Here is a 21,215-nt window from a genome sequence, read left to right on the forward strand (position 1 = left end):
TGCGCCTGGTTGGAGGACAGCGCCATTCGGGCGAATGTGGTGTGATGATCACATGCCCGCTCGTGCCTTGGACACAGCGCGCGAGTTGTACATGCGGGGATGGGCGGAGCAGGCGAAGTTCCGGTTCCTGCCCGCCAGCCGACACCTCAAGCGTGCACTCGCGCACGCCGATCGCGCCCAGGACAGTCCGGAGCGGACGGACCTGCGCGCCCGCATCCTCTACAACCTCGGCCGGTGCCTCGGCGAGACGAGCGGCCTCGACACCGCCGTCGAGCTGTTCGACCAGGCCCGCCGCGAGATCGAACTGGTGGCCGACCCGTGGCTGCGCACCCTCCTCAAGGGGAACGCGGACTACAACCAGGGCATCCTGATCATGCGCCTGGGACAGCCGGAGCAGGCGGTCCAGTGGTACGAGCCGTTCATCGGCTTCGCCGAGAACGCCCTGCGGACCTCACCCGAGCGGATGACCGCGGAGTGGATGCACTGGCTCGCGACCAGTCTGACCAGCCGGGCGCTGGCGAACGCCGCCATCCGCCGGCGCGAGCTCGCCGTCGCCGACCTCGAACGGGTCGCCGTCCTCAGCCGTGAGCACAACCTGGACACGATCTACCCCTACACGGTGGTGGCACTGGCCAACACCTACAAGCAGAGCGGCGACCTGATCGAGGCGCTGCGGCGCTACGAGGAAGCCGAACGGATCTTCCGCGCGGCCGAACAGCCCTCGGTGCTCGCCGCTGTCCAGCTCCTGCACGCGGAAGCGATGCTGATGGTCGGGATGTCCGACGACGTCGGCCGGATGCTCGACGAGGCGTTGCCGGTGCTGCGCCAGGGAAAGGTCAGCCAGGACATCGCCGAGGTCGAGATGTACCGGGCGTCGGCCGCGTTGCTGGACGACCAGTTCGACCTCGCCCGCCGGATGGCCAAGGCGTCCATGCGCAAGCTGGAGAAGCGCGGCAGCACCTGGTCGATGATGGCCGCGCTGATCGAGCTGTGGGCGCACGCCATGCAGGTCAAGCGCGTGACGAACGCGTTGGTGCAGAAGGCGTTGTCGCTGTCGTCGCAGCTGGAGGCCAACCACCTGCTCGACGAGGCGTGGCTCGCGAAGGTGCTCGCCGTGCGGCTGGAGGTCCGCAGGGGAAGGCTCGCCGAGGGCGAGGAGCTGCTGCGGCAGCTGCCCAGGCCGAGGGCCGTCACACCGATCGACCACCGGATGCAGCGCCGGCTCGTGCTCGCCGAACTGGCGCTGGCCAAGGGCGACCGCCGGACCGCGTTGCTGCACGCGCGCAAGGGGCTCGACGAGCTCGGCCTGGTCCGTGACCAGCTGGGCGGGCTGGAGCTGGTGTCCGCCACCGCGGTCCACGGCCGTGAGCTGCGGGAGCTGGCGATCCGGCTCGCCCTGGAGAGCAACAACGCCCGCCAGGTGTTCCTGTGGATCGAACGCACCCGTGCGCAGACTTACCGCTACGAACCGCTGGAGCTCGTCGAGAACCCCGAGCTGGCCGACCGCATCGCCGAGGTGCGGGGGCTGGGCCGGGAGCTGATGCGCGCCGGTCTCGACGGGCGGCCGACCACCAGGCTGCGGGCGGAGATCGCGAAGGCGCAGCGGGAGGCGAACCGGCTCGGGTGGCACGCGCAGCGCTGGGGGCGCACGCGTCCGATGGCGACGGTCGGCGAGGTGTTCGCCGAGCTGGGTGAGCGGGCGATGGTCAGCTTCGTGGTGTCCAACGGTGAGATGGTCGCCGTTGTGCTCGTGGGCGGCCGGGTGCGGATGGTGCGCCTGGGGGTCGCCGAACCCGCCCTGGAAGGGGCGCAGAAGCTGCACTTCGACCTCAACGCGCTGGCGCCTGACCACCTGCCGCCACCGTTGGTGCAGGTCATCGGGGCGTCGGCGCGCAAGCAGGCGGATGCGCTGGACACGTTGCTGATCAAGCCGCTGGCCCACCTCATCGGTGAGCGCGAGCTGGTCATGGTGCCGACCGGGTCGCTCTACGCGGTGCCGTGGGGTGTGCTGCCGAGCCTGCACGGCAGGCCGGTCACCACAGCACCGTCGGCTACGGCCTGGCTCGCCGCCACGCAGGCCGTCGAGCCGAGGTCCGACCGGGTGCTGCTGGTGCGGGGCCCGGGGTTGCAGTTCGCGGACGGTGAGCTGGACCGGCTGGGGGCACAGCACGAGAAGGCGACCGTGCTCGCGGGGGACCGGGCGACCGCGGGGGAGGTGCTCGCGCACCTCGACGGCGCGGACCTGGTGCACGTCGCGGCGCACGGGGAGCACGAGAACGAGAACGCGTTGTTCTCCCGGCTGGAGCTGTTCGACGGGCCGTTGTTCGCGCACGAGCTGGGGCGGCTGCGCAGGCCGCCGACGCAGGTGGTGCTGTCGGCGTGTTCGCTCGCGTTGAACCGGATCAGGCCCGGTGACGAGGCACTCGGGTTCGCCGGGGCGATGCTCGCGGGCGGCACCCGGACCGTGGTCGCGGCGGCCAGCAAGGTCGGGGACGAGGCGAGCGCGGCGGCGATGGCGGACTACCACCGGGCGCTGCTCGCCGGGGCGGCACCGGCCGTGGCGCTGGCGGAGGCGATGGCGAAGGACCCGTTCCGCCGGCCGTTCCTCTGCCTGGGGTCCGGCTAGGCCGATCGGGTGGTTGTCCCGGTCACGTGCTGTCGAACGCGCTGGTCAGCTGTGACTTGTACCCGGTTGGCGGCTGTGGTTGGTGAACTTTTCTCGCAGCTCCGGCGGGTTCTGTGCCACCCTTACCCCCTCGACCGAGGGGAACGGACCCGGTCGTCGCAGCCCCCCAGGGGGTGAGGCTGGGAGCCGGGGTCCGTGCCAACGGCCCGCCTGTCGGCTCTCGCCGATGCGCGGGCCGTTGTGTCACAACGGGCACATGCGCCGGGACGCGGGAGAACGGCTTCCACCTCAACCGCGTGGCCTGGAAAACCAGGGGGCGGCGCTCAGTCCTTCGTGCCGCCGGGCGGGCCCTGGCGCGTGATCAACGCAACCCGGTCGTCGGACGACACCGGCTGGCCACCGGCCTTGTTGACCGTGCCGACCAGTGCCGCGGAGTCGTTCAGCAGCTCCATCGGGCCGAGCAGGCCGTAGCCGTTCTCCTGCATGGCCGGCTCCGGCTTCCCGGTGATGGCGCCGGCGGCGTTCATCGGCAGGTTCTGGAAGCCCGCCACCTTCGACGTCGACACCCACAGCACGTCCGACAGCGACGCGCAGCCCAGGACGCCGAGCCGGTCGGTCCACCGCCACGCCGGGTCGCCCAGCGGCTTGCCCGCCGTGACGCGGTAGACCACGTCGCCGGTCGCGGCCCAGTCGGTCACCCAGATCTTCGAGGTGTCACCGGAGACGCACAGGCCGCCGGGCAGCCGCAGGCCGGACGCGATCACCGCGGAGCCCGCCGCCGGGTTGCCCTGGGCGGCCTTGCCGGAACCGTCGATGCGCAGGACCTTGCCGGCCAGCGAGTTCGGGTCGGCGGCCAGTGCCGGGTTGCCCGCGTCGCCGGTCGCGACCAGCAGCGAGCCGGTGCGGTCGCTCGCGATGGCACCGCGGTTGCCGGTCGGGCCCTTCGGGATGCCGGTCAGGATCGGTTTGGGCGCGTCGCCCGGTGCGATCCGCAGCACCCGGTTGTCCGTGGCGGTCGTCACGTACACGTAGGCGAGCTGGTCCTCGGCGAACGTTGCCGAGATCGCGAGCCCGGACAGGCCGCCGTCGGAGGAGGCGTCCACGTCGACCTGTGCGACGAGGACCGGGTCGGCGTCCTTCGTGACCTTCAGCAGCCGGCCGCCGCGTTCGGTCGCGTAGGCCGCCACGCCACCGTTGGAGTCGCCGCCGATCGGCGCCACGCCGGTGACCGTGTTCAGGCAGGTGGCGATCACGCCGGGGTTGAAGTCCTTGCAGCCCTGCGGCGGCGGCACGCTCTGCGGCGTCGGGTTCTGGCCGTTCTGACCGGGTGCGGGCCGGAACTCGCCCGGCAGCTCCGGTCGCGGGCCCGCCTGCGGCGTCAGCTGCGGTTGCGCGCTCCAGCTCGTGGGCGGCGGCTCGTCGGGAAAGCTCGCACAGCCCCCTGCCAGCAGGCAGGCGGCGGCCAACAACGCAACGGAACGAACCACGGGACCAGGCTAGGTGCGCGACCGTGAGCCTGGGGTGAACACCTCGGAAGTGGCGAAGTCGACCGCCTCGACCCGTTCCAGCAGCAGGTCCAGCTCCTCGCTCACGACCTCGGGCGCCTCCAGCGGCAGGTAGTGGCTGCACGGCAGCACCCTCAGCCGCGCCTGCGGCAGCGCACCGGCCGGTGCCGCCATGCTCTCCGTGGTCGCCAGCACGTCGTCCCTGCCCGCCAGCAGTGTGACCGGGCACACGATCGAGCCGAGGTCCTGCCGCGGTGCCGCGCCCAGCGCGAGCGCCAGCGTGAAGTACCAGCGCCAGTCGTGCTGCAGGAACCGGCCGACGGCGTGCGTCACGGCCTTCGGGTCGCTGCTCGGCTTGACCACGCCGGTGTACCGCAGCAGGGACGTCGTCAGGTCCGTCACCGGCACCCGGTGCAGCACCTCGTCCAGCACCGGTCCCGCCTGCCGCAGCAGCCGCGTGCCGGTGAGACCGACCAGCCTGCGCACGGACTTCGGCACCATCGGCAGCATCGCGTCGAACGAGTCACCCGGCGCACCCGCCACGAGCAGCAGGCCCGCGACCCGCTCGGGGTGGCGCAGCGCGAGCTCGGCGGCGATCGTCACGCCCATCGACCAGCCCATGACCACGCACCGCTCGACACCCGCGTCGTCCAGCACCGCGAGCGCGTCCGACACGTGGTCGTCCAGCCCGATGTTGCGCTCGTCGACCGGGCGGTCAGAGCCCATCGTGCCGCGCATGTACCAGCTGGTGAGACCACCGCGGCCGGCCAGCGACGGCCACGACTCCGGCCCCGAGCCGACGCCGGGGCACAGCAGCACCGGCGGCCCGTCGCCGCCCGGTCGCCAGGCCCGGATCTTCGTGCCGTCCCAGGAGAGGACGTCGTGCTCCCGCATGACCGACATTCTGACGTACTTTGCAGGGGTGACGCTCACTGTGCTGGTGCCAGATGACTTCGGAGTCCAGGCGCTGTCCCGGGTGGACGGTGTCCGGCCGGTCCGCTACACCCCGGGCGAGCCGTTGCCCGCCGAGGCCGCGACCGCCAGGGTCCTGGTGCCGAAGTTCCTCGCCGGCACCGACCCGCGCGAGGTGTTCGAGCAGCTGCCGGCCCTGGAGCTGGTGCAGCTGCTGAGTGCGGGAGCGGAGAACTTCGTCGGACGGATTCCGGACGGGGTGCTGCTCTCCACCTGCCGCGGCGCCCACGGCGGCAGCACGGCCGAGTGGGCGATCGGCGCGCTGCTCGCGATCTACCGGGACCTCCTCGTCTTCGACCGGGCCAGGGCCGAGGGCCGCTGGGACTTCCACCCCACGGACACGTTGCAGGACAAGAAGGTCCTGATCGTCGGCGCCGGAGACCTGGGCGAGCAGCTGCGCCGCAGGCTGGAACCGTTCGACGCGACCGCCACGATGGTCGGCCGCACGGCCCGCGAGGGCGTGCACGGCATCGACGAGCTGCCGGAGCTGCTGCCCGGGTTCGACGCCGTCGTGATCTTCACGCCGATGACCGAGGAGACCAGGCACCTGGTCGACGCGAAGTTCCTGGCCGCGATGAAGGACCACGCGATCCTGGTCAACGGCGCCCGCGGCCCGGTCGTGGACACCGGCGCGCTGCTCGCCGAGCTGAGCTCCGGACGGCTGCGCGCGGCCCTGGACGTGACCGATCCCGAACCGCTGCCCGCCGATCATCCACTGTGGACCGCACCCGGCCTGCTGCTGACCCCGCACGTGGCCGGGAGCTGCACCGGGAGCATGCAGCGCGCCTATGCCGTGGTCGCCGCCGAGCTCTCCCGGTTCGCCGCGGGGGAGCAACCGCGCAACCTCGTCCAGGGCAGCTACTAGCCCTCCCGCTGCTCCATCGGGGTGAAGTTCGGCTGCCGTTCGGCTCTCGCGCGGGCTTGCCCGGTCTCCTAGCGTGCGGGCGTGGCTACTCACGACAAAGGCTCGGGCAGTCCGAGCGCTTTCTCCGACGACTCGTTCTACTCGGGCAGCGGAGGGGGAGTGCACCACTTCGACGACGGCACCACCGGGGTCGGCGAGGGCACTTCGCCGTACGACTCCACGACGAAGGTGTTCGACACCACGGCCTACACCCCGCTGGACAGGTCCACTGTGGACAACGGCGGTGCCGGCGACGACCCGTTCGACGACCGGCACAAGAAGTTCGGCTGGACCGCCGGTCCCGACCTCGGCCTGCTGGGTCTGCGCGCCGTGCTCGGCGGCATCTTCGTGCTGCACGGCCTGCAGAAGGTCTTCGGCCTCTTCGGCGGCCCCGGCATCACCGGCTTCGCGCAGTCGCTGGAGAAGATGGGCTACCGCGAGCCGGTCGTCCTCGCCTGGGTCACCGGCGTCACGGAACTGGCCGGCGGCGGCCTGCTGGTCCTCGGCCTCTTCACCCCGCTCGCGGCGGCGGGCCTGCTCGCGGTGATGGCCAACGTCATCGCGCTGAAGTACAAGGGCGGCTTCTTCGGCCCCAACGGCGTGGAGCTGGAGCTGGCGCTCGCGGGCATGGCGTTCGCGGCCCTGTTCGCCGGCCCCGGCCGAGCCGCGCTGGACTACAACCGCAGCTGGTTCCGCCACCCGCTGGTGGCCGGCTTCCTCGCACTCCTGCTCGCGGCGGGCGGTGCGGCGCTGACGTTCTTCGTGTTCCGGTAGAAACGCGGCATGCGGAAGAACCTGACGGGAGCACTGCTCCAACTCGCCCTGCTGGTGGCCGGCATCCCGGTCGTCTACCTGGTGGCGTTCCCGTTCGGGCTCAGCGCGCGTTCCCTGCTGCCACCGCTCGGCCTGCTCGCGGGCCTGGTCGTGGCCGGTCTCATGGTCAAGAAGACGAACCAGCCCGTCAGCGGCCCGCTGACGGGCTGGTTCGTGTTCGGCGTCAGTCTGGCGCTCGCTCTCGCTCTTTAGCGACTGGGGTCCCGGACGGCGCCCGTGGACGCGTCCGTTGCCATTCGTGCGTACGCGCGCAGCGCAGCGGTCACCGGGCGGATGCGGTCGACCGGCTGCCACGGGCGCTCCGACGCCTCCATCTTCGCGCGGCGCTCGGCCAGCACCTCGTCGTCGACCAGCAGCTCCAGCCGCCGCTCGTGCACGTCGATCAGGATGCGGTCGCCGTTCTCGACCAGGCCGATCGTGCCGCCGCCCGCCGCCTCCGGCGAGATGTGGCCGATCGACAGGCCCGACGAACCACCGGAGAACCGGCCGTCCGTGATCAGCGCGCACTTCTTGCCCAGGCCGGAACCCTTGAGGAACGCCGTGGGGTGCAGCATCTCCTGCATACCGGGGCCACCGGAGGGGCCCTCGTAGCGCACGACCAGGACCTCGCCCGCCTGGATCTCCTTGTTCAGGATCGCCGAGACGGCCTGCTCCTGGGACTCGACGACCCGCGCGGGACCCTCGAAGTGCCACAGCTCCTCGTCGATGCCCGCGGACTTGATGATCGCGCCGCGCTCGGCCAGGTTGCCGCGCAGCACGGCAAGGCCACCGTCCCTGGTGTAGGCGTGCTCGACGTCGCGGATGCAGCCGCCGGTCGCGTCGGTGTCCAGGGAGGACCAGCGGTTCGACGTGGAGAACGCCTGCGTGGTCCGGACACCGCCGGGCGCCGCGTGGAACAGCTCCAACGCTTCCGGTGACGGGTCCGAGGCGCGGATGTCCCACTTGCCGAGCCACTCCGCGAGCGTGGGCGTGTGCACCGACGTGACGTCGTCGTTCAGCAGACCACCGCGGTACAGCTCGCCCAGCAACGCCGGGATGCCACCGGCCCGGTGCACGTCCTCCATGTGGTAGTCGGAGTTCGGCGACACCTTCGACAGACACGGCACGCGGCGGGACAGGTCGTCGATGTCCTGCAGCGTGAAGTCGATCTCGCCCTCCTGCGCGGCGGCGAGGATGTGCAGCACGGTGTTCGTCGAACCGCCCATGGCCATGTCGAGCGCCATCGCGTTCTCGAACGCCTTGCGGTTCGCGATCGACCGCGGCAGCGCCGACTCGTCGTCCTCGCCGTACCAGCGCCTGCACAGCTCCACGACGACCCGGCCGGCCTCGGAGAACAGCTCGCGGCGCGCGGCGTGCGTGGCCAGCGTCGAGCCGTTGCCCGGCAGCGAGAGGCCCAGCGCCTCGGTGAGGCAGTTCATGGAGTTCGCGGTGAACATGCCGGAGCAGGAACCGCACGTCGGGCACGCGGAGCGCTCGACCTCGGAGAGCCCGTCCTCGCTCACCGCGGGGGACGCCGACGCGGAGATCGCGGTGATCAGGTCGGTCGGTGCGACGGCGACGCCCTCGACGACCACGGCCTTGCCGGCCTCCATCGGACCACCGGACACGAACACGACGGGGATGTTGAGCCGCATGGCCGCGTTCAGCATGCCGGGCGTGATCTTGTCGCAGTTCGAGATGCAGACGATCGCGTCGGCCTGGTGCGCGTTGACCATGTACTCGACCGAGTCGGCGATGATCTCGCGGCTGGGCAACGAGTACAGCATTCCGCTGTGGCCCATGGCGATGCCGTCGTCGACCGCGATGGTGTGGAACTCGCGCGGCACGCCACCCGCCTCGCGCACCGCCTCGGCCACGATGTCGCCGAGGTCACGCAGGTGCACGTGGCCCGGCACGAACTGCGTGTAGGAGTTGGCGATCGCGATGATCGGCTTGCCGAAGTCGCTGTCCGTCATGCCGGTCGCGCGCCAGAGGGCACGGGCTCCGGCGGCGTTGCGGCCGTGGGTGGTGGTGCGAGAGCGGAGCTGAGGCACTGCTCCTCCAGATTCAGTTCAAGAAGACATGCGCGCGGGACGGCCGGGTCAGGCGTCACCAGTCTGGGGGCGGTGCCTCAAAGGTTACTCGTGCCCGTGGGCTGCACCGCCACGCAGATCGGCCGCGACCAGCAGGTAGGCCAGCGCCAGCGTGATGACGTGCACAGCCGTGCACCACAGGCAGATCTTGCCGATGATCAGGAACTCGGCCGCCACCAGGTACACCACCATCAGCACGCCGACGCCCGCCGCGCCCAGCCGCACCCACCTGAGCGGCTCGACCCGCCACGCGAACGGGAGGCAGATCACGGTGAGGAACGCGAAGAAGGCCAGCCCGAGGATCGCGACGGGGATGCCGAACAGCTCCGACTGGTCGCTGGAGGTCACCGTCTCGCAGTCCACGACCGCGTCGGCCGAGCAGACCAGCGCGTCCCGGTCGAAGTGCGCGTACGTCAGGTAAGCCGAGACCAGCAGACCCGCGACGGACAGCAGCAGGCTCAGCAGCGGAACTCGTTTGATCACTTCTCCGACTGTACGGAGTCCGGCGTTCCGGTTTCGTCAGACGCGACGGCCGGCTCGCCGGGTTCAGCCTTTCCGGCTTCCTCCTCGGCCTCGGCCGCCTGCCGCGCGGCCTTCGCCTCCTCCAGCGAGGCGCTCGGGTCCGGCACCAGGCCACCGCTGATCAACGACAGCGCCGGCAGGTGCACCATCCGCACCGCGGGCAGCGTCACCTCGGTGCCGTCGGCCCGCACCGCCTTCAGCCAGCCCTTGTCGGCGAGCCGGATGGACTTCAGCTCCGACCACTCGACCGTCGTCGAGCCGAACAGGCCGCGGGCGACGAGGCGCTCCTCGGTGGCGGTCGTGCGGTTGCGGAGCACCCAGTAGGCGTACCCGGCGGGGAACAGGTAGAGCGCTTGCAGTCCGGGAACGGTCCACGCGACGGGAGTCACGCAGATCGCGATCAAACACGCCGCGAGCAGCGCCGTTGACTGGATGCGAAAGACGAGCTTCTTCACCCGGAGGATTGTTCCACGTCCACCATCCGGGAAATGCGTCCCGCAGAGTTGACGCACTCTTGCGGGAGGGGATAACGTCCGCTTCATGCAGCGCACGCTCGTTCTCGTACTTCTCAGGCGCGTCGACGCCTGAGCCGAACAGCCTGCGTCGACGCGCGACCCTCGCACGACCCTTCTCCGGGTTGTCGAGGGTTTTTTCGTGTCCGGACCCCGATACCCACGAGGCAATGAGATGACCAGCGCACCATCGCGACAGGCTTCCGAGCCGACGTCGCCACGTCCAGGTCCGCGGCCCAAACCGGCTCCGCCCACCGGCGCGCCGATCCGGGTAACCGGTGCCCAGTCGCTCGTCCGCTCGCTTGAAGCGGTCGGCTGCGAGGTCGTCTTCGGCATCCCCGGCGGGACGATCCTGCCCGCCTACGACCCGCTGCTCGACTCCACGAAGGTCCGGCACATCCTGGTCCGCCACGAGCAGGGTGCCGGCCACGCTGCCACCGGGTACGCCCAGGCCACCGGCAAGGTCGGCGTCTGCATGGCGACCTCGGGACCGGGTGCCACGAACCTCGTCACGCCGCTCGCCGACGCGAACATGGACTCCGTGCCCGTCGTCGCGATCACCGGCCAGCAGTCGCGGCCGCTGATCGGCACGGACGCCTTCCAGGAGGCGGACATCTGCGGCATCACGATGCCGATCACCAAGCACAACGTCCTCGTGACCGACGCCGCGGAGATCCCGCGGGCGATCGCGGAGGCGTTCCACATCGCGGCGACCGGCCGACCCGGCCCGGTCCTCGTCGACATCCCCAAGGACGTGCTGCAGGAGACCACGAGCTTCTCCTGGCCGCCCGACCTGCGCCTGCCCGGTTACCGGCCGACGACCCGGCCGCACGGCAAGCAGGTGCGCGAAGCCGCCAAGCTGATCGTCAGCGCCCGCAAGCCGGTCCTGTACGTGGGCGGCGGCGTGATCAAGGCGGACGCCCACGCCGAGCTGCTGCGCCTGGCCGAGGACACCGGCATCCCGGTCGTCACGACGCTGATGGCGCGGGGCGCGTTCCCCGACTCGCACCACCAGCACCTGGGCATGCCCGGCATGCACGGCACCGTCGCGGCCGTCGCGGCGATGCAGAAGTCGGACCTGCTGGTCGCGCTGGGCGCCCGGTTCGACGACCGGGTCACCGGCCAGCTGGGCTCGTTCGCGCCGGACGCACAGGTCGTGCACGCCGACATCGACCCGGCCGAGATCTCCAAGAACCGCCGCGCGGACGTCCCGATCGTGGGCGACTGCAAGGAGATCATCGCCGAGCTGATCGACGCGGTCCGCGCCGAGCGCGAGAACGCCAAGGCCGTCGACCTCACGCCGTGGTGGGACACGCTGAACGCGCTGCGCGAGACGTTCCCGCTCGGCTACGACTGGCCCGACGACGGCACGCTGTCGCCGCAGTACGTCATCGAGCGCATCGGCCAGCTGTCCCCGGCGGACACGATCTACACCGCGGGTGTCGGCCAGCACCAGATGTGGGCCGCGCAGTTCGTGAAGTACGAGCACCCGCGCACGTGGATCAACTCCGGCGGCCTGGGCACGATGGGCTTCGCCGTTCCCGCGGCCATGGGCACCAAGGCCGGTGAGCCGGGCCGCACGGTGTGGGCCATCGACGGCGACGGCTGCTTCCAGATGACCAACCAGGAGCTCGCCACCTGCGCCATCGAGGGCCTGCCCGTCAAGATCGCCGTCATCAACAACGGCAACCTGGGCATGGTCCGCCAGTGGCAGACGCTGTTCTACGGCGAGCGGTACTCCAACACGGATCTGGGCACGCACAAGCACCGCATCCCAGACTTCAAGCTCCTGGCGGAGGCCCTCGGGTGCGCGGGCCTGCGGGCCGAGTCGCGCGAGGAGGTGGACGACGTGATCGCGAAGGCGCTGGAGATCAACGACCGCCCGGTCGTCATCGACTTCGTCGTCGGCAAGGACGCGCAGGTGTGGCCGATGGTCGCGGCCGGCACCGGCAACTCCGAGATCATGGCCGCCCGCGGCATCCGCCCCCTGTTCGACGAGGATCTGTGATGACCAGGCACACGCTGAGCGTTTTGGTCGAGGACAAGCCCGGTGTGCTCGCGCGCGTCGCCGGCCTGTTCTCCCGCCGCGGCTTCAACATCGAGTCGCTCGCGGTCGGCCGCACCGAGTACCCCGAGATCTCCCGCATGACCATCGTCGTGTCGGTCGACGAGCTGCCGCTGGAGCAGGTCACCAAGCAGCTCAACAAGCTCATCAACGTCATCAAGATCGTGGAGCTGGAGCCGACCGCTTCCGTCCAGCGGCAGCTGGTGCTCATCAAGGTCCGCGCGGACGCGACGGTGCGGTCGCAGGTCCTCGAGACCGTGCAGCTCTTCCGCGCGAAGGTCGTCGACGTGTCGCCGGAGGCGGTCACGATCGAGGCCACCGGCACGTCTGAGAAGCTCGACGCGTTGTTGCGCATGCTGGAGCCCTACGGGCTTCGCGAGATCGTCCAGTCCGGCATGGTCGCCATCGGCCGTGGCGCTCGTTCCATCACCGCCACCGCGGTTCGTTAAATCCAGAAGGTAGGAAAATACTGTGAGCGTCGAGATCTTCTACGACGACGATGCCGACCTGAGCATCATCCAGGGCCGCAAGGTGGCCGTGATCGGCTACGGCAGCCAGGGCCACGCCCACGCGCTGTCCCTGCGCGACTCGGGCGTCGAGGTCCGCATCGGCCTGCAGGAGGGCTCCAAGTCCCGCGCCAAGGCCGAGGAGGAGGGCCTGGAGGTCGGTACCCCGGCCGAGGTCTCCGCGTGGGCCGACGTGATCATGATCCTGGCGCCGGACACCGCGCAGCGCCACATCTACGCCAACGAGATCGCCGCGAACCTCAACGAGGGTGACGCGATCTTCTTCGGCCACGGCTTCAACATCCGCTACGGCCTCATCACGGCACCGTCCGGTGTGGACGTCGCCATGGTCGCCCCCAAGGGCCCCGGCCACCTCGTGCGCCGCCAGTTCGTCGACGGCAAGGGCGTCCCGGCGCTCATCGCGGTCGAGCAGGACGCGTCGGGCACCGCGCAGGCGCTCGCCCTGTCCTACGCCAAGGGCATCGGCGGCACCCGTGCCGGCGTCATCAAGACGACGTTCAAGGAAGAGACCGAGACGGACCTCTTCGGCGAGCAGGCCGTCCTCTGCGGTGGCGCGTCCGCGCTGGTCCAGGCGGGCTTCGAGGTGCTGACCGAGGCGGGCTACGCCCCCGAGGTCGCCTACTTCGAGTGCCTGCACGAGCTGAAGCTGATCGTCGACCTCATGTACGAGGGCGGCATCGCCCGCATGCGCTACTCGATCTCCGACACCGCCGAGTTCGGTGACCTGACCCGCGGCCCGCGCGTCATCACCCCCGCGGTGAAGGAGGAGATGAAGAAGATCCTGGGCGAGATCCAGGACGGCACCTTCGCGAACGAGTGGGTGGCCGAGGACGACAACGGCCGCGCCAACTACAAGAAGCTGCAGCAGGAGGGTGAGAACCACCCGATCGAGGCGACCGGCAAGAAGCTGCGCGACATGATGTCGTGGGTCGACCGCCCGATCACCGAGACCGCCTGATTGGTCTGTTGGACTGATTTTCCGAACGGCCCGCGGCCCAGAGCCGCGGGCCGTTCGTCCGCATCCGCTAGCTTCTGGGCCATGACCGACAGCGCGCCGATCTACGACAACAAAGCCCACGTGCGCGGCAAACTGGACCTGCGCAACGCCGTCTGGCAGCGCCCGCCCGGCCCGCCGTCCGAGGGCGGTGACGCCGAGATCGCCCAGGTGGAGCACACCGACGGCGCCACGTACGTGGCCATGCGCAACTCGCTGCACCCCGAGTCGGTCCTGGTGTTCACCATGTCCGAGTGGGACGCGTTCGTGGCCGGCGCGCGCGACGGGGAGTTCGACGAGCCCTGGTGACCCGTGCGGTAACCAGCGCAAACCCCGTCCCATCCCACAGGACGCCCGCAGTGACCTGAGCCACCCGCCAGAAGCCCGCGGCAGGCCCGGTGTCTATGCTCGTTAACAGTCCGGACACATTGCGGTGCCCGGTCGGCGCGGGCCTGCCGCCCCCGACCACGCCCGCGCCCCACGATCCGACCCTTCCTGGGAGCGATGTCCGTGACCAACACCAGCCGACCTGTTGTCCTCATCGCCGAGAAGCTCGCACCGTCCGTTCTGGACGCGCTCGGTGACGGCGTGGAAGTGCGCCACGTCGACGGCACCGACCGCGCGGCCCTCCTCGAGGCCGTCCAGGACGCGGACGCCCTCCTCGTCAGGTCCGCCACCCAGGTCAACGCCGAGGTGTTCGCCGCTACCCGCAAGCTGAAGGTCGTGGCCCGCGCGGGCGTCGGCCTGGACAACGTCGAGGTGCCCGCCGCCACGCAGAACGGCGTGATGGTGGTCAACGCGCCGACGTCCAACATCGTGTCGGCGGCCGAGCACGCCGTCGCGCTGCTGCTGTCGGTCGCGCGCCAGATCCCGGCCGCGCACGAGACGCTGCAGAACCACGAGTGGAAGCGCTCCAAGTTCAACGGCGTCGAGATCAACGGCAAGACCGTCGGCGTGGTGGGCCTGGGCAAGATCGGCCAGCTGTTCGCGCAGCGCATCGCCGCGTTCGGCGTCGAGCTGATCGCCTACGACCCGTACGTCTCGGCCGCGCGGGCCGCGCAGCTCGGCATCGAGCTGGTGAGCCTCGAAGAGCTGCTGGAGCGCGCCGACGCGATCTCCATCCACCTGCCGAAGACGCCGGAGACCAAGGGCCTCATCGGCGCCGAGCAGCTGGCGAAGGCCAAGCGCGGCGTCATCATCGTCAACGCCGCCCGCGGTGGCCTCGTCGACGAGGAAGCCCTCGCGGAGGCCGTGAAGGAGGGCCAGGTCGGCGGCGCCGGCATCGACGTGTTCTCCACCGAGCCCACGACCGAGAGCCCGCTGTTCAACGTGCCGGGCATCGTCGTCACCCCGCACCTCGGCGCGTCCACGGCCGAGGCGCAGGACCGCGCGGGCACCGACGTCGCGAAGAGCGTGATCCTCGCGCTCGCCGGCGAGTTCGTGCCGGACGCCGTCAACGTCCAGGGCGGCGCGGTCGGCGAGGAGGTCCGCCCGTACCTGCCGCTGGTGCAGAAGCTCGGCACCGTCCTCAGCGCGCTCTCGCCCAAGGCGCCGACCAGCGTCACCGTCGAGGTGCGCGGCGAACTGTCCAATGAGGACGTCGAGATCCTGCCGCTGGCCGCGCTGCGCGGTGTCTTCTCGAAGGTCGTCGAGTCGCAGGTGACGTTCGTGAACGCGCCGAGCCTCGCCGCGGACCTGGGTGTGAGCGTCGAGCTCACCAAGGAGACGGAGAGCCCGAACCACCGCAGCCTCGTCACGGTCAGGGCCGTGCAGGCCGACGGCACGACGAACAGCGTCTCCGGCACCGTCAGCGGCATCGCCCAGGTCGAGAAGCTGGTCAACATCAACGGCCGCAACTTCGACCTGCGCGCCGAGGGCACCGTGCTCCTGCTGGAGTACCCGGACCGCCCCGGTGTCATGGGCACGGTCGGCACGCTGCTCGGCGAGGCCGGCGTGAACATCGAGGCCGCGCAGATCAGCCAGACCGGCAGCGACGCGGTGATGGTGCTGCGGGTGGACCGCCCGGTCGACACCGCCGTGCTCGACCCGATCGGTGCCGCCGTGGGTGCGCGCACGGTCCGCTCGGTCGACTTCGGATAGTCACGACAAACCGGGAGGGGGACCGCAAAGTCCCCTTCCCGGTTCTGTCGTCCTTCACAACGAAGTCGTAACAGGCAACTACCCGTAGACAACATTCATACTTTCGGGGCAATCGCAGACACACGATCAGCGATTAGCGTCCCAGCGAGGTTGACCCGGTGCCGTCGAGGGCGCGGCACTGCGTGTTCGGGTCGAAGGCACACACCTCGGTTGGGGCAACGTTGTGAAAAGACGATCAAGCCTGGTGGTGTTCTCCGCCATCACCACACTGCTGATCGCACCCGCCACCGCACCGGCGCAGGCGCAGGGCGAACCGCTCGCGCAGCCGGTCAAGGGTGCTCAGGGGCTCGACGCGAAGGCGTTGCAGCTCAAGGTTTCTCCCAGGCTGAACCAGGCCGGCCAGGTCACCGCGTTCGTCGCGCTGGACCGCAAGCCCGCCGTCGACGCGTTCGCGGAGAAGCAGGGCCAGGGCAAAGAGGCGCAGAAGCAGGCCGCCAAGCAGGCGAAGAACGACACGTCGGCCGCTGTCGACGGGGTCGTCCGCGAGCTCACGGCCAAGGACGGCGCCACCAGGGAGGTGTTCCGCACCTCCAACGGCGTTCCCGGTGTCGTCGTGACGGCGGACGCGGCGAAGGTGCGCGAGCTGGCCCAGCGCTCCGACGTCGTCGCGGTCTACCCGGTCGTGCCGAAGAAGCGCGACAACTCGAACGCGGTGCAGCTCACCAGGGTCGTCAACACCTGGCAGCAGTACGGCAAGCTCGGCGACGACGTCCGGGTCGGCATCATCGACACCGGCGTCGACTACACGCACGCCAACTTCGGCGGCCCCGGCACGGTCGAGGCGTTCAAGGCCGTCGACCCGCGCAAGGCCGACCCGAACTTCCCGACCGCGAAGGTCGTCGGCGGCTACGACTTCGTCGGCGAGGACTACGACGGGGAGAGCAAGGACCCGGCGATCAACACGCCGAAGCCCGACCCCAACCCGATCGACTGCAACGGCCACGGCTCGCACGTCGCGGGCACCACGGCCGGCTTCGGTGAGAACGCCGACGGCAGCACGTTCAAGGGCGACTACACCAAGCTGACCGCCGACAGCCTGAACGCGATGAGGATCGGCCCCGGCACCGCGCCGAAGGCCCTGGTCTACGCGCTCAAGGTCTTCGGCTGTGACGGCTCGACCAACGTCACCTCGCAGGCGCTCGACTGGTCGCTCGACCCCGACGGCGACGGCGACTTCTCCGACCACCTCGACGTGGTCAACCTGTCGCTCGGCTCCGACTACGGCGCCCCGGACGACCCCGACAGCCTCTTCGTGAAGAAGCTGTTCAAGGTCGGCGTCATGCCGGTCTTCTCCGCGGGCAACGGCGGTGACCTCTACGACATCGGCGGCTCGCCGGGCAACACGCCCGAGGCGCTGACGGTGGCGTCGGTTCGCGACTCCTACGTGCTGCGCGACGGCGCCGAGGTGCCCGGTCAGGGCCTCAAGGCCGGTCAGTACAGCCAGAACTTCACCGGCTACCCCGGCTACGACAAGACGCTGCCCGCGGTGAAGCTCACGCAGGCGGGCAACCTCGACGGCTGCCAGCCGATCACCGACGCGGTCGCGGGCAAGTTCGTGTGGCTGGAGTGGGACGACAACGACGCGACGCGCCGCTGCGGTTCCGCCGCCCGCGCGAACAACGTGCAGGCCGCCGGTGGTGCCGGTGTGCTGCTGTCGTCCACGCTCAACAACTTCGCGGCCGGCATCGCGGGCAACACCGCCATCCCGATGTTCCAGTTCACCGGTGACGCCACCGCCCAGGTGCGCCCGGCGCTGAACGCGGGCACGCTGACCGTCCGCCTCGCGGGCGAGCTGCGCACCTCGACGCCGACCTACGACCAGTCCATCTCGGACACCCCGAGCTCGTTCACCAGCCGCGGCACCCGCGGTCAGTCGATCAAGCCGGACGTCGCGGCGCCCGGTGACACGATCTCCTCGACCGCCGTGGGCTCCGGCAACGACCGCTCGGTCATCTCCGGCACCTCGATGGCGTCCCCGCACGTCGCGGGCATCGCGGCCCTGGTGCGCCAGACGCACCCGGACTGGACGCTGGAGGAGGTCAAGGCCTCGATCATGAACACCGCCGGTGCGGACGTGAAGGAGAACGGCAAGACCTTCGCGCCCAACCGGGTCGGCACCGGCCGCGTGGACGCCAAGTCCGCGCTGGACAACCAGGTGCTGGCGTTCGTCGAGGACGACCACGGCTACGTGAGCGCCAACTTCGGCACCGTCGAGGTCTCGAAGCCGGTCTCCAGGAGCAAGACCATCAAGATCGTCAACAAGTCCACGAAGCCGGTGGAGTACAAGGTCGGCTACACCGCGGCCACGACGATCCCCGGCGTGAGCTACGTGCTCTCGCAGGACAAGGTCAAGCTGAGCCCGCGCGGCGTCGCCCGCGTCAAGGTGACGCTGAAGATCGACGACCCGAAGGCGCTGCGCAAGACGATCGACCCGACCGTCGCGACGACGCAGCTCGACACGCCGCGCCAGTTCCTCGCGGACGCCTCCGGTCGCGTGACCCTCACGCCGACCGCCGGTGCCGTGGTGCCGCTGCGCGTGTCCGTCTACGCCGCGCCCAAGCCGGTGGCCGACATCAGCACCTTCCCGTCGCTGCGGTTCCGCGGCGGCGACAAGCAGGCCGTGCTCAACCTGAACGGCCGCGGCGTCGACCAGGGCACCGGCTCGCAGGCGTACCGCTCGCTGGTCAGCGTCCTGGAGCTGCAGGCGTCCTCGCCGAAGCTGCGCGACTGCCGCCGCAACGTCACCGAGAACTGCGCGCTCAACGAGACCGCCAAGGGCGGCGACCTGCGCTACGTCGGCGCGGCCTCCACGGCCCCGCTCGCCAAGGCCCAGGGCAGGCCGGAGGAGGCGCTGCTCGCGTTCGGTGTCGCGACGTGGGGCAACTGGTACAACCTCGGCGTCAACACCGTCCCGTTCATCGACATCGACACCACCGGTGACGGGGTCGCGGACTTCGAGACGTTCGCGACGCGCCTGACCGACACCGACCTGCTGGTCGCGACCACCGTCGACCTCAAGACGGGCCTGGAGGTCGACATCCAGGCGGTCAACAACCAGTGGGGCGACGTCGACACGAACACCGCCGACACCAACGTCGCGGTCCTGCCGGTGCTGCTCACCGCACTCGGCATCGACCCGGCGAAGGACACCTCGCGGATCTCGTACACCGCCGGCACCACGGGCTACTACGTGGCGCCGGGCAACGCGAACGGCCTGATCGACGTCATCGACCGCCCGCTGTCCTTCGACCCGCTCAAGCCGGGTCTGTGGGTGCAGGGCGGCGGTGACGCGGCGCTGTCGTACCTCGCGAAGCCGGGCACCGCGCTCGTGGTGAACCGGGACGCGAAGGCCCTGGAGCTCGACAAGTCCGAGGGCCTGCTGGTGCTCAACCACCACAACGCCACCGGCGACCGCGCCTCTGTCGTCACCGTGCGGGCCAGCGGCCGCTCCTAGCCCCTTCTCCTCCGACCTTTTCTGAAGTCCACGCGGGGACCTTTCGTACTCTCAGAGAGTACGAAAGGTCCCCGCGTGCGTTCCGGGGGAAGCGGGGTTACTGCGTGGAACTGCCGGGCGTCACCCCTTGACGCGACCCTGTTCCTGCGATCGAGTGACACTCGAAAGTGCGGAATGGGCCGTGTGGGTGTCCCGCAGTACGGGAGATAACACCCCGATGGGGTGTCCGGCATGCGGCGAGCGGCCGTGGTGCCGGTAACCTTTCGCGGAGGAAAGTAGTCCCACCAATTGGGGACTGACACCTGGGAGGTGTGTGGATGCGGCTCGCAGTGATCCCAGGAGACGGGATCGGGCCCGAGGTCATCGCTGAGGCCCTGAAGGTCCTCAACGAGGTCGTTCCGGCGGCCGAGATCACTCGCTACGACCTCGGCGCGGCGCGCTGGCACGCCACGGGAGAGTTGTTGCCCGAGTCGGTGCTCGGTGAGCTCCGCCAGCACGACGCGATCCTGCTCGGAGCGGTAGGCGATCCGTCGGTGCCGAGCGGAATCCTGGAGCGCGGCCTGCTGCTGCGCCTCAGGTTCGAGCTCGACCACCACGTGAACCTCCGCCCCGCCCGTCTCTACCCCGGCGTCCGCAGCCCGCTCGCGGACCCGCCGGAGATCGACATGGTGGTGGTCCGCGAGGGCACCGAGGGCCCGTACGCGGGCAACGGTGGCCTGCTGCGCAAGGACACCCCGCACGAGATCGCCACGGAGGTGTCGCTCAACACGTCGTTCGGCGTGGAGCGCGTGGTCAGGGACGCCTTCGCGCGCGCCTCGGCCCGTCCGCGGCGGCACCTGACGCTGGTGCACAAGACGAACGTCCTCACGCACGCCGGCTCGCTGTGGTCGCGCGTGGTCGAGGAGGTCTCGCTGCAGCACCCGGACGTGACGGTGGCGTACCAGCACGTGGACGCGGCCACGATCCACCTGGTCACCGACCCCGCCCGGTACGACGTGATCGTGACGGACAACCTGTTCGGCGACATCCTGACCGACCTCGCCGCCGCCGTCACGGGCGGCATCGGCCTGGCCGCGTCGGGCAACATGGACGTGACGCGGCGCAACCCGTCGATGTTCGAGCCGGTCCACGGTTCGGCACCGGACATCGCGGGCCAGGGCATCGCCGACCCGACGGCCGCCGTGCTGTCGGTCGCGCTGCTGCTCGACCACCTCGGCGAGCACGAGGCGTCGCGCCGGATCGAGGCGTCCGTGGCGTTCGACCTGGCGACCCGCGACCACCAGTCGCCGGGCGCGACGTACGCGATCGGCGACCGCCTGGCCGCCCTCGTGTCGTCGAACGTCCGCACGGGCTGACGGTTGTAGTGCACGCGGGGAGCTTTCGTACTCTTGTAGAGCACGAAAGGTCCCCGCGTGACATTCACAGCTGGGCGGTGGACTCGCGCCAGGCGCGCTCCTTCTGGATCCACTCGTTGTCCTGCGGGAACTCGTCGATCGTCGGCACGCGGCGGATCTCGGTCTTGAACCCGGGCCCGGCCATCGGCATCCGCTTCGCCCACTCGACCGCCTCCTGCAGCGAGGACACGTTGAGCAGGTAGAAGCCGCCGAACAGCTCCTTGGTCTCGCCGTACGGGCCGTCCGTCACGATCGCCGGTTCGGCGGAGAAGTCGACGACGACGCCCTCGGACGGGTCGGCGAGGCCCTCGGCGGCGAGCAGCACCCCGGCCCGGATCAGCTCGTCGTTGAACGCGCCCACGACCTCCAGCATCTTGTCGAAGTCGAGCTCGCCCATGTTCGCGTAGGCCTCGTCGGTGGCGCGCATGATCAGCATGTACTTCACGGTGGTCTCCCTGCGTTGTGCCCTGCTCGCTGACGTCCACAGGTCGAACGGGCACCCCGCCGGATCGACATCACAGCGGAGAAATTTTCGAACTTCCTGTTTGCGCAGGTAGGGTCACCCGAAGTCGTGCGTGGGGGAAGACCGGTCGAAGTCCGGCGCTGACCCGCAACGGTAGGTCCCCGGCCAGGGGACGAGCCCGAATGCCCGCACACGGCAGACATAGGACTCC

17 protein-coding genes and 1 riboswitch are annotated in these 21,215 nt (G+C 70.1%); of the genes, 11 read left to right on the forward strand and 6 right to left on the reverse strand.

The window, feature by feature from the left end; translation table 11 throughout:
* The first annotated feature begins 91 nt into the window (after positions 1–91).
* Positions 92–2,626 carry a CHAT domain-containing protein gene (locus tag ACZ7CH_RS28705; protein WP_470375388.1) on the forward strand — a complete coding sequence of 845 codons (2,535 nt, stop codon included), beginning with the start codon at positions 92–94 and terminating at the stop codon, positions 2,624–2,626.
* A gap of 323 nt (positions 2,627–2,949) precedes the next feature.
* Here the strand turns inward: ACZ7CH_RS28705 and ACZ7CH_RS28710 are convergent, their stop codons facing one another.
* Together ACZ7CH_RS28710 and ACZ7CH_RS28715 are read right to left on the reverse strand one after the other, a co-directional pair.
* The gene (locus ACZ7CH_RS28710) at positions 2,950–4,113 is read right to left on the reverse strand and encodes a PQQ-dependent sugar dehydrogenase (RefSeq protein ID WP_470375389.1); all 1,164 of its coding nucleotides are present in this window, start codon (positions 4,111–4,113) and stop codon (positions 2,950–2,952) included.
* A gap of 9 nt (positions 4,114–4,122) precedes the next feature.
* Positions 4,123–5,025, reverse strand: a complete 903-nt coding sequence (locus tag ACZ7CH_RS28715) for an alpha/beta fold hydrolase (RefSeq protein WP_360391265.1) — start codon at positions 5,023–5,025, stop codon at positions 4,123–4,125.
* On the opposite strand from ACZ7CH_RS28715, the gene ACZ7CH_RS28720 reads away from it, so the two are divergent.
* From ACZ7CH_RS28720 to ACZ7CH_RS28730, 3 genes are all read left to right on the forward strand, one after another.
* Positions 5,024–5,968 (forward strand): 2-hydroxyacid dehydrogenase, encoded by a 945-nt coding sequence (locus tag ACZ7CH_RS28720; RefSeq protein ID WP_360391262.1) that lies wholly within the window; start codon positions 5,024–5,026, stop codon positions 5,966–5,968. The two genes, ACZ7CH_RS28715 and ACZ7CH_RS28720, sit on opposite strands and share 2 nt — an antisense overlap.
* 81 nt (positions 5,969–6,049) lie before the next feature.
* Positions 6,050–6,781 (forward strand): DoxX family protein, encoded by a 732-nt coding sequence (locus ACZ7CH_RS28725; protein WP_470375390.1) that lies wholly within the window; start codon positions 6,050–6,052, stop codon positions 6,779–6,781.
* Between the two features lie 9 nt (positions 6,782–6,790).
* Positions 6,791–7,033 (forward strand): hypothetical protein, encoded by a 243-nt coding sequence (locus ACZ7CH_RS28730; RefSeq protein ID WP_470375391.1) that lies wholly within the window; start codon positions 6,791–6,793, stop codon positions 7,031–7,033.
* On the opposite strand, the gene ilvD is transcribed toward ACZ7CH_RS28730, so the two are convergent.
* The 3 genes from ilvD to ACZ7CH_RS28745 form a co-directional block, all read right to left on the reverse strand.
* Positions 7,030–8,874, reverse strand: a complete 1,845-nt coding sequence (gene ilvD, locus ACZ7CH_RS28735; protein WP_360391253.1) for a dihydroxy-acid dehydratase — start codon at positions 8,872–8,874, stop codon at positions 7,030–7,032. The genes ACZ7CH_RS28730 and ilvD overlap by 4 nt on opposite strands.
* A gap of 84 nt (positions 8,875–8,958) precedes the next feature.
* The gene (locus tag ACZ7CH_RS28740) at positions 8,959–9,396 is read right to left on the reverse strand and encodes a vitamin K epoxide reductase family protein (protein ID WP_360391251.1); all 438 of its coding nucleotides are present in this window, start codon (positions 9,394–9,396) and stop codon (positions 8,959–8,961) included.
* On the reverse strand, positions 9,393–9,890 hold the full coding sequence (locus tag ACZ7CH_RS28745; RefSeq protein ID WP_470375392.1) for a PH domain-containing protein: 498 nt from the start codon (positions 9,888–9,890) through the stop codon (positions 9,393–9,395). Before ACZ7CH_RS28745 ends, ACZ7CH_RS28740 begins: the two co-directional genes overlap by 4 nt.
* Before the next feature lie 232 nt (positions 9,891–10,122).
* On the opposite strand from ACZ7CH_RS28745, the gene ACZ7CH_RS28750 reads away from it, so the two are divergent.
* The 7 genes from ACZ7CH_RS28750 (at position 10,123) to ACZ7CH_RS28780 (ending at position 20,502) form a co-directional block, all read left to right on the forward strand.
* A complete protein-coding gene (locus ACZ7CH_RS28750) occupies positions 10,123–11,955 on the forward strand; it encodes an acetolactate synthase large subunit (protein ID WP_470375393.1) in 1,833 nt (610 codons plus the stop codon).
* Positions 11,955–12,461, forward strand: a complete 507-nt coding sequence (gene ilvN / locus ACZ7CH_RS28755) for an acetolactate synthase small subunit (protein WP_360391242.1) — start codon at positions 11,955–11,957, stop codon at positions 12,459–12,461. The genes ACZ7CH_RS28750 and ilvN overlap by 1 nt, the downstream gene beginning before the upstream one ends.
* A gap of 22 nt (positions 12,462–12,483) precedes the next feature.
* Positions 12,484–13,497 carry a ketol-acid reductoisomerase gene (gene ilvC / locus ACZ7CH_RS28760; RefSeq protein WP_360391239.1) on the forward strand — a complete coding sequence of 338 codons (1,014 nt, stop codon included), beginning with the start codon at positions 12,484–12,486 and terminating at the stop codon, positions 13,495–13,497.
* A gap of 81 nt (positions 13,498–13,578) precedes the next feature.
* On the forward strand, positions 13,579–13,842 hold the full coding sequence (locus tag ACZ7CH_RS28765) for a DUF397 domain-containing protein (protein ID WP_470370812.1): 264 nt from the start codon (positions 13,579–13,581) through the stop codon (positions 13,840–13,842).
* 195 nt (positions 13,843–14,037) lie between these two features.
* On the forward strand, positions 14,038–15,633 hold the full coding sequence (serA, locus tag ACZ7CH_RS28770) for a phosphoglycerate dehydrogenase (protein ID WP_470375394.1): 1,596 nt from the start codon (positions 14,038–14,040) through the stop codon (positions 15,631–15,633).
* A gap of 244 nt (positions 15,634–15,877) precedes the next feature.
* Positions 15,878–19,147, forward strand: a complete 3,270-nt coding sequence (locus tag ACZ7CH_RS28775; protein ID WP_470375395.1) for a S8 family serine peptidase — start codon at positions 15,878–15,880, stop codon at positions 19,145–19,147.
* A 317-nt stretch (positions 19,148–19,464) separates the two neighbouring features.
* The gene (locus tag ACZ7CH_RS28780) at positions 19,465–20,502 is read left to right on the forward strand and encodes a 3-isopropylmalate dehydrogenase (RefSeq protein ID WP_360391230.1); all 1,038 of its coding nucleotides are present in this window, start codon (positions 19,465–19,467) and stop codon (positions 20,500–20,502) included.
* 64 nt (positions 20,503–20,566) lie between these two features.
* On the opposite strand, the gene ACZ7CH_RS28785 is transcribed toward ACZ7CH_RS28780, so the two are convergent.
* Positions 20,567–20,986 (reverse strand): YciI family protein, encoded by a 420-nt coding sequence (locus ACZ7CH_RS28785; RefSeq protein ID WP_360391227.1) that lies wholly within the window; start codon positions 20,984–20,986, stop codon positions 20,567–20,569.
* 83 nt (positions 20,987–21,069) lie between these two features.
* Positions 21,070–21,212: riboswitch (cobalamin riboswitch) on the forward strand.
* The last annotated feature ends 3 nt before the right edge of the window (positions 21,213–21,215 follow it).

This window comes from Lentzea sp. NPDC037011 (genome assembly GCF_055607425.1).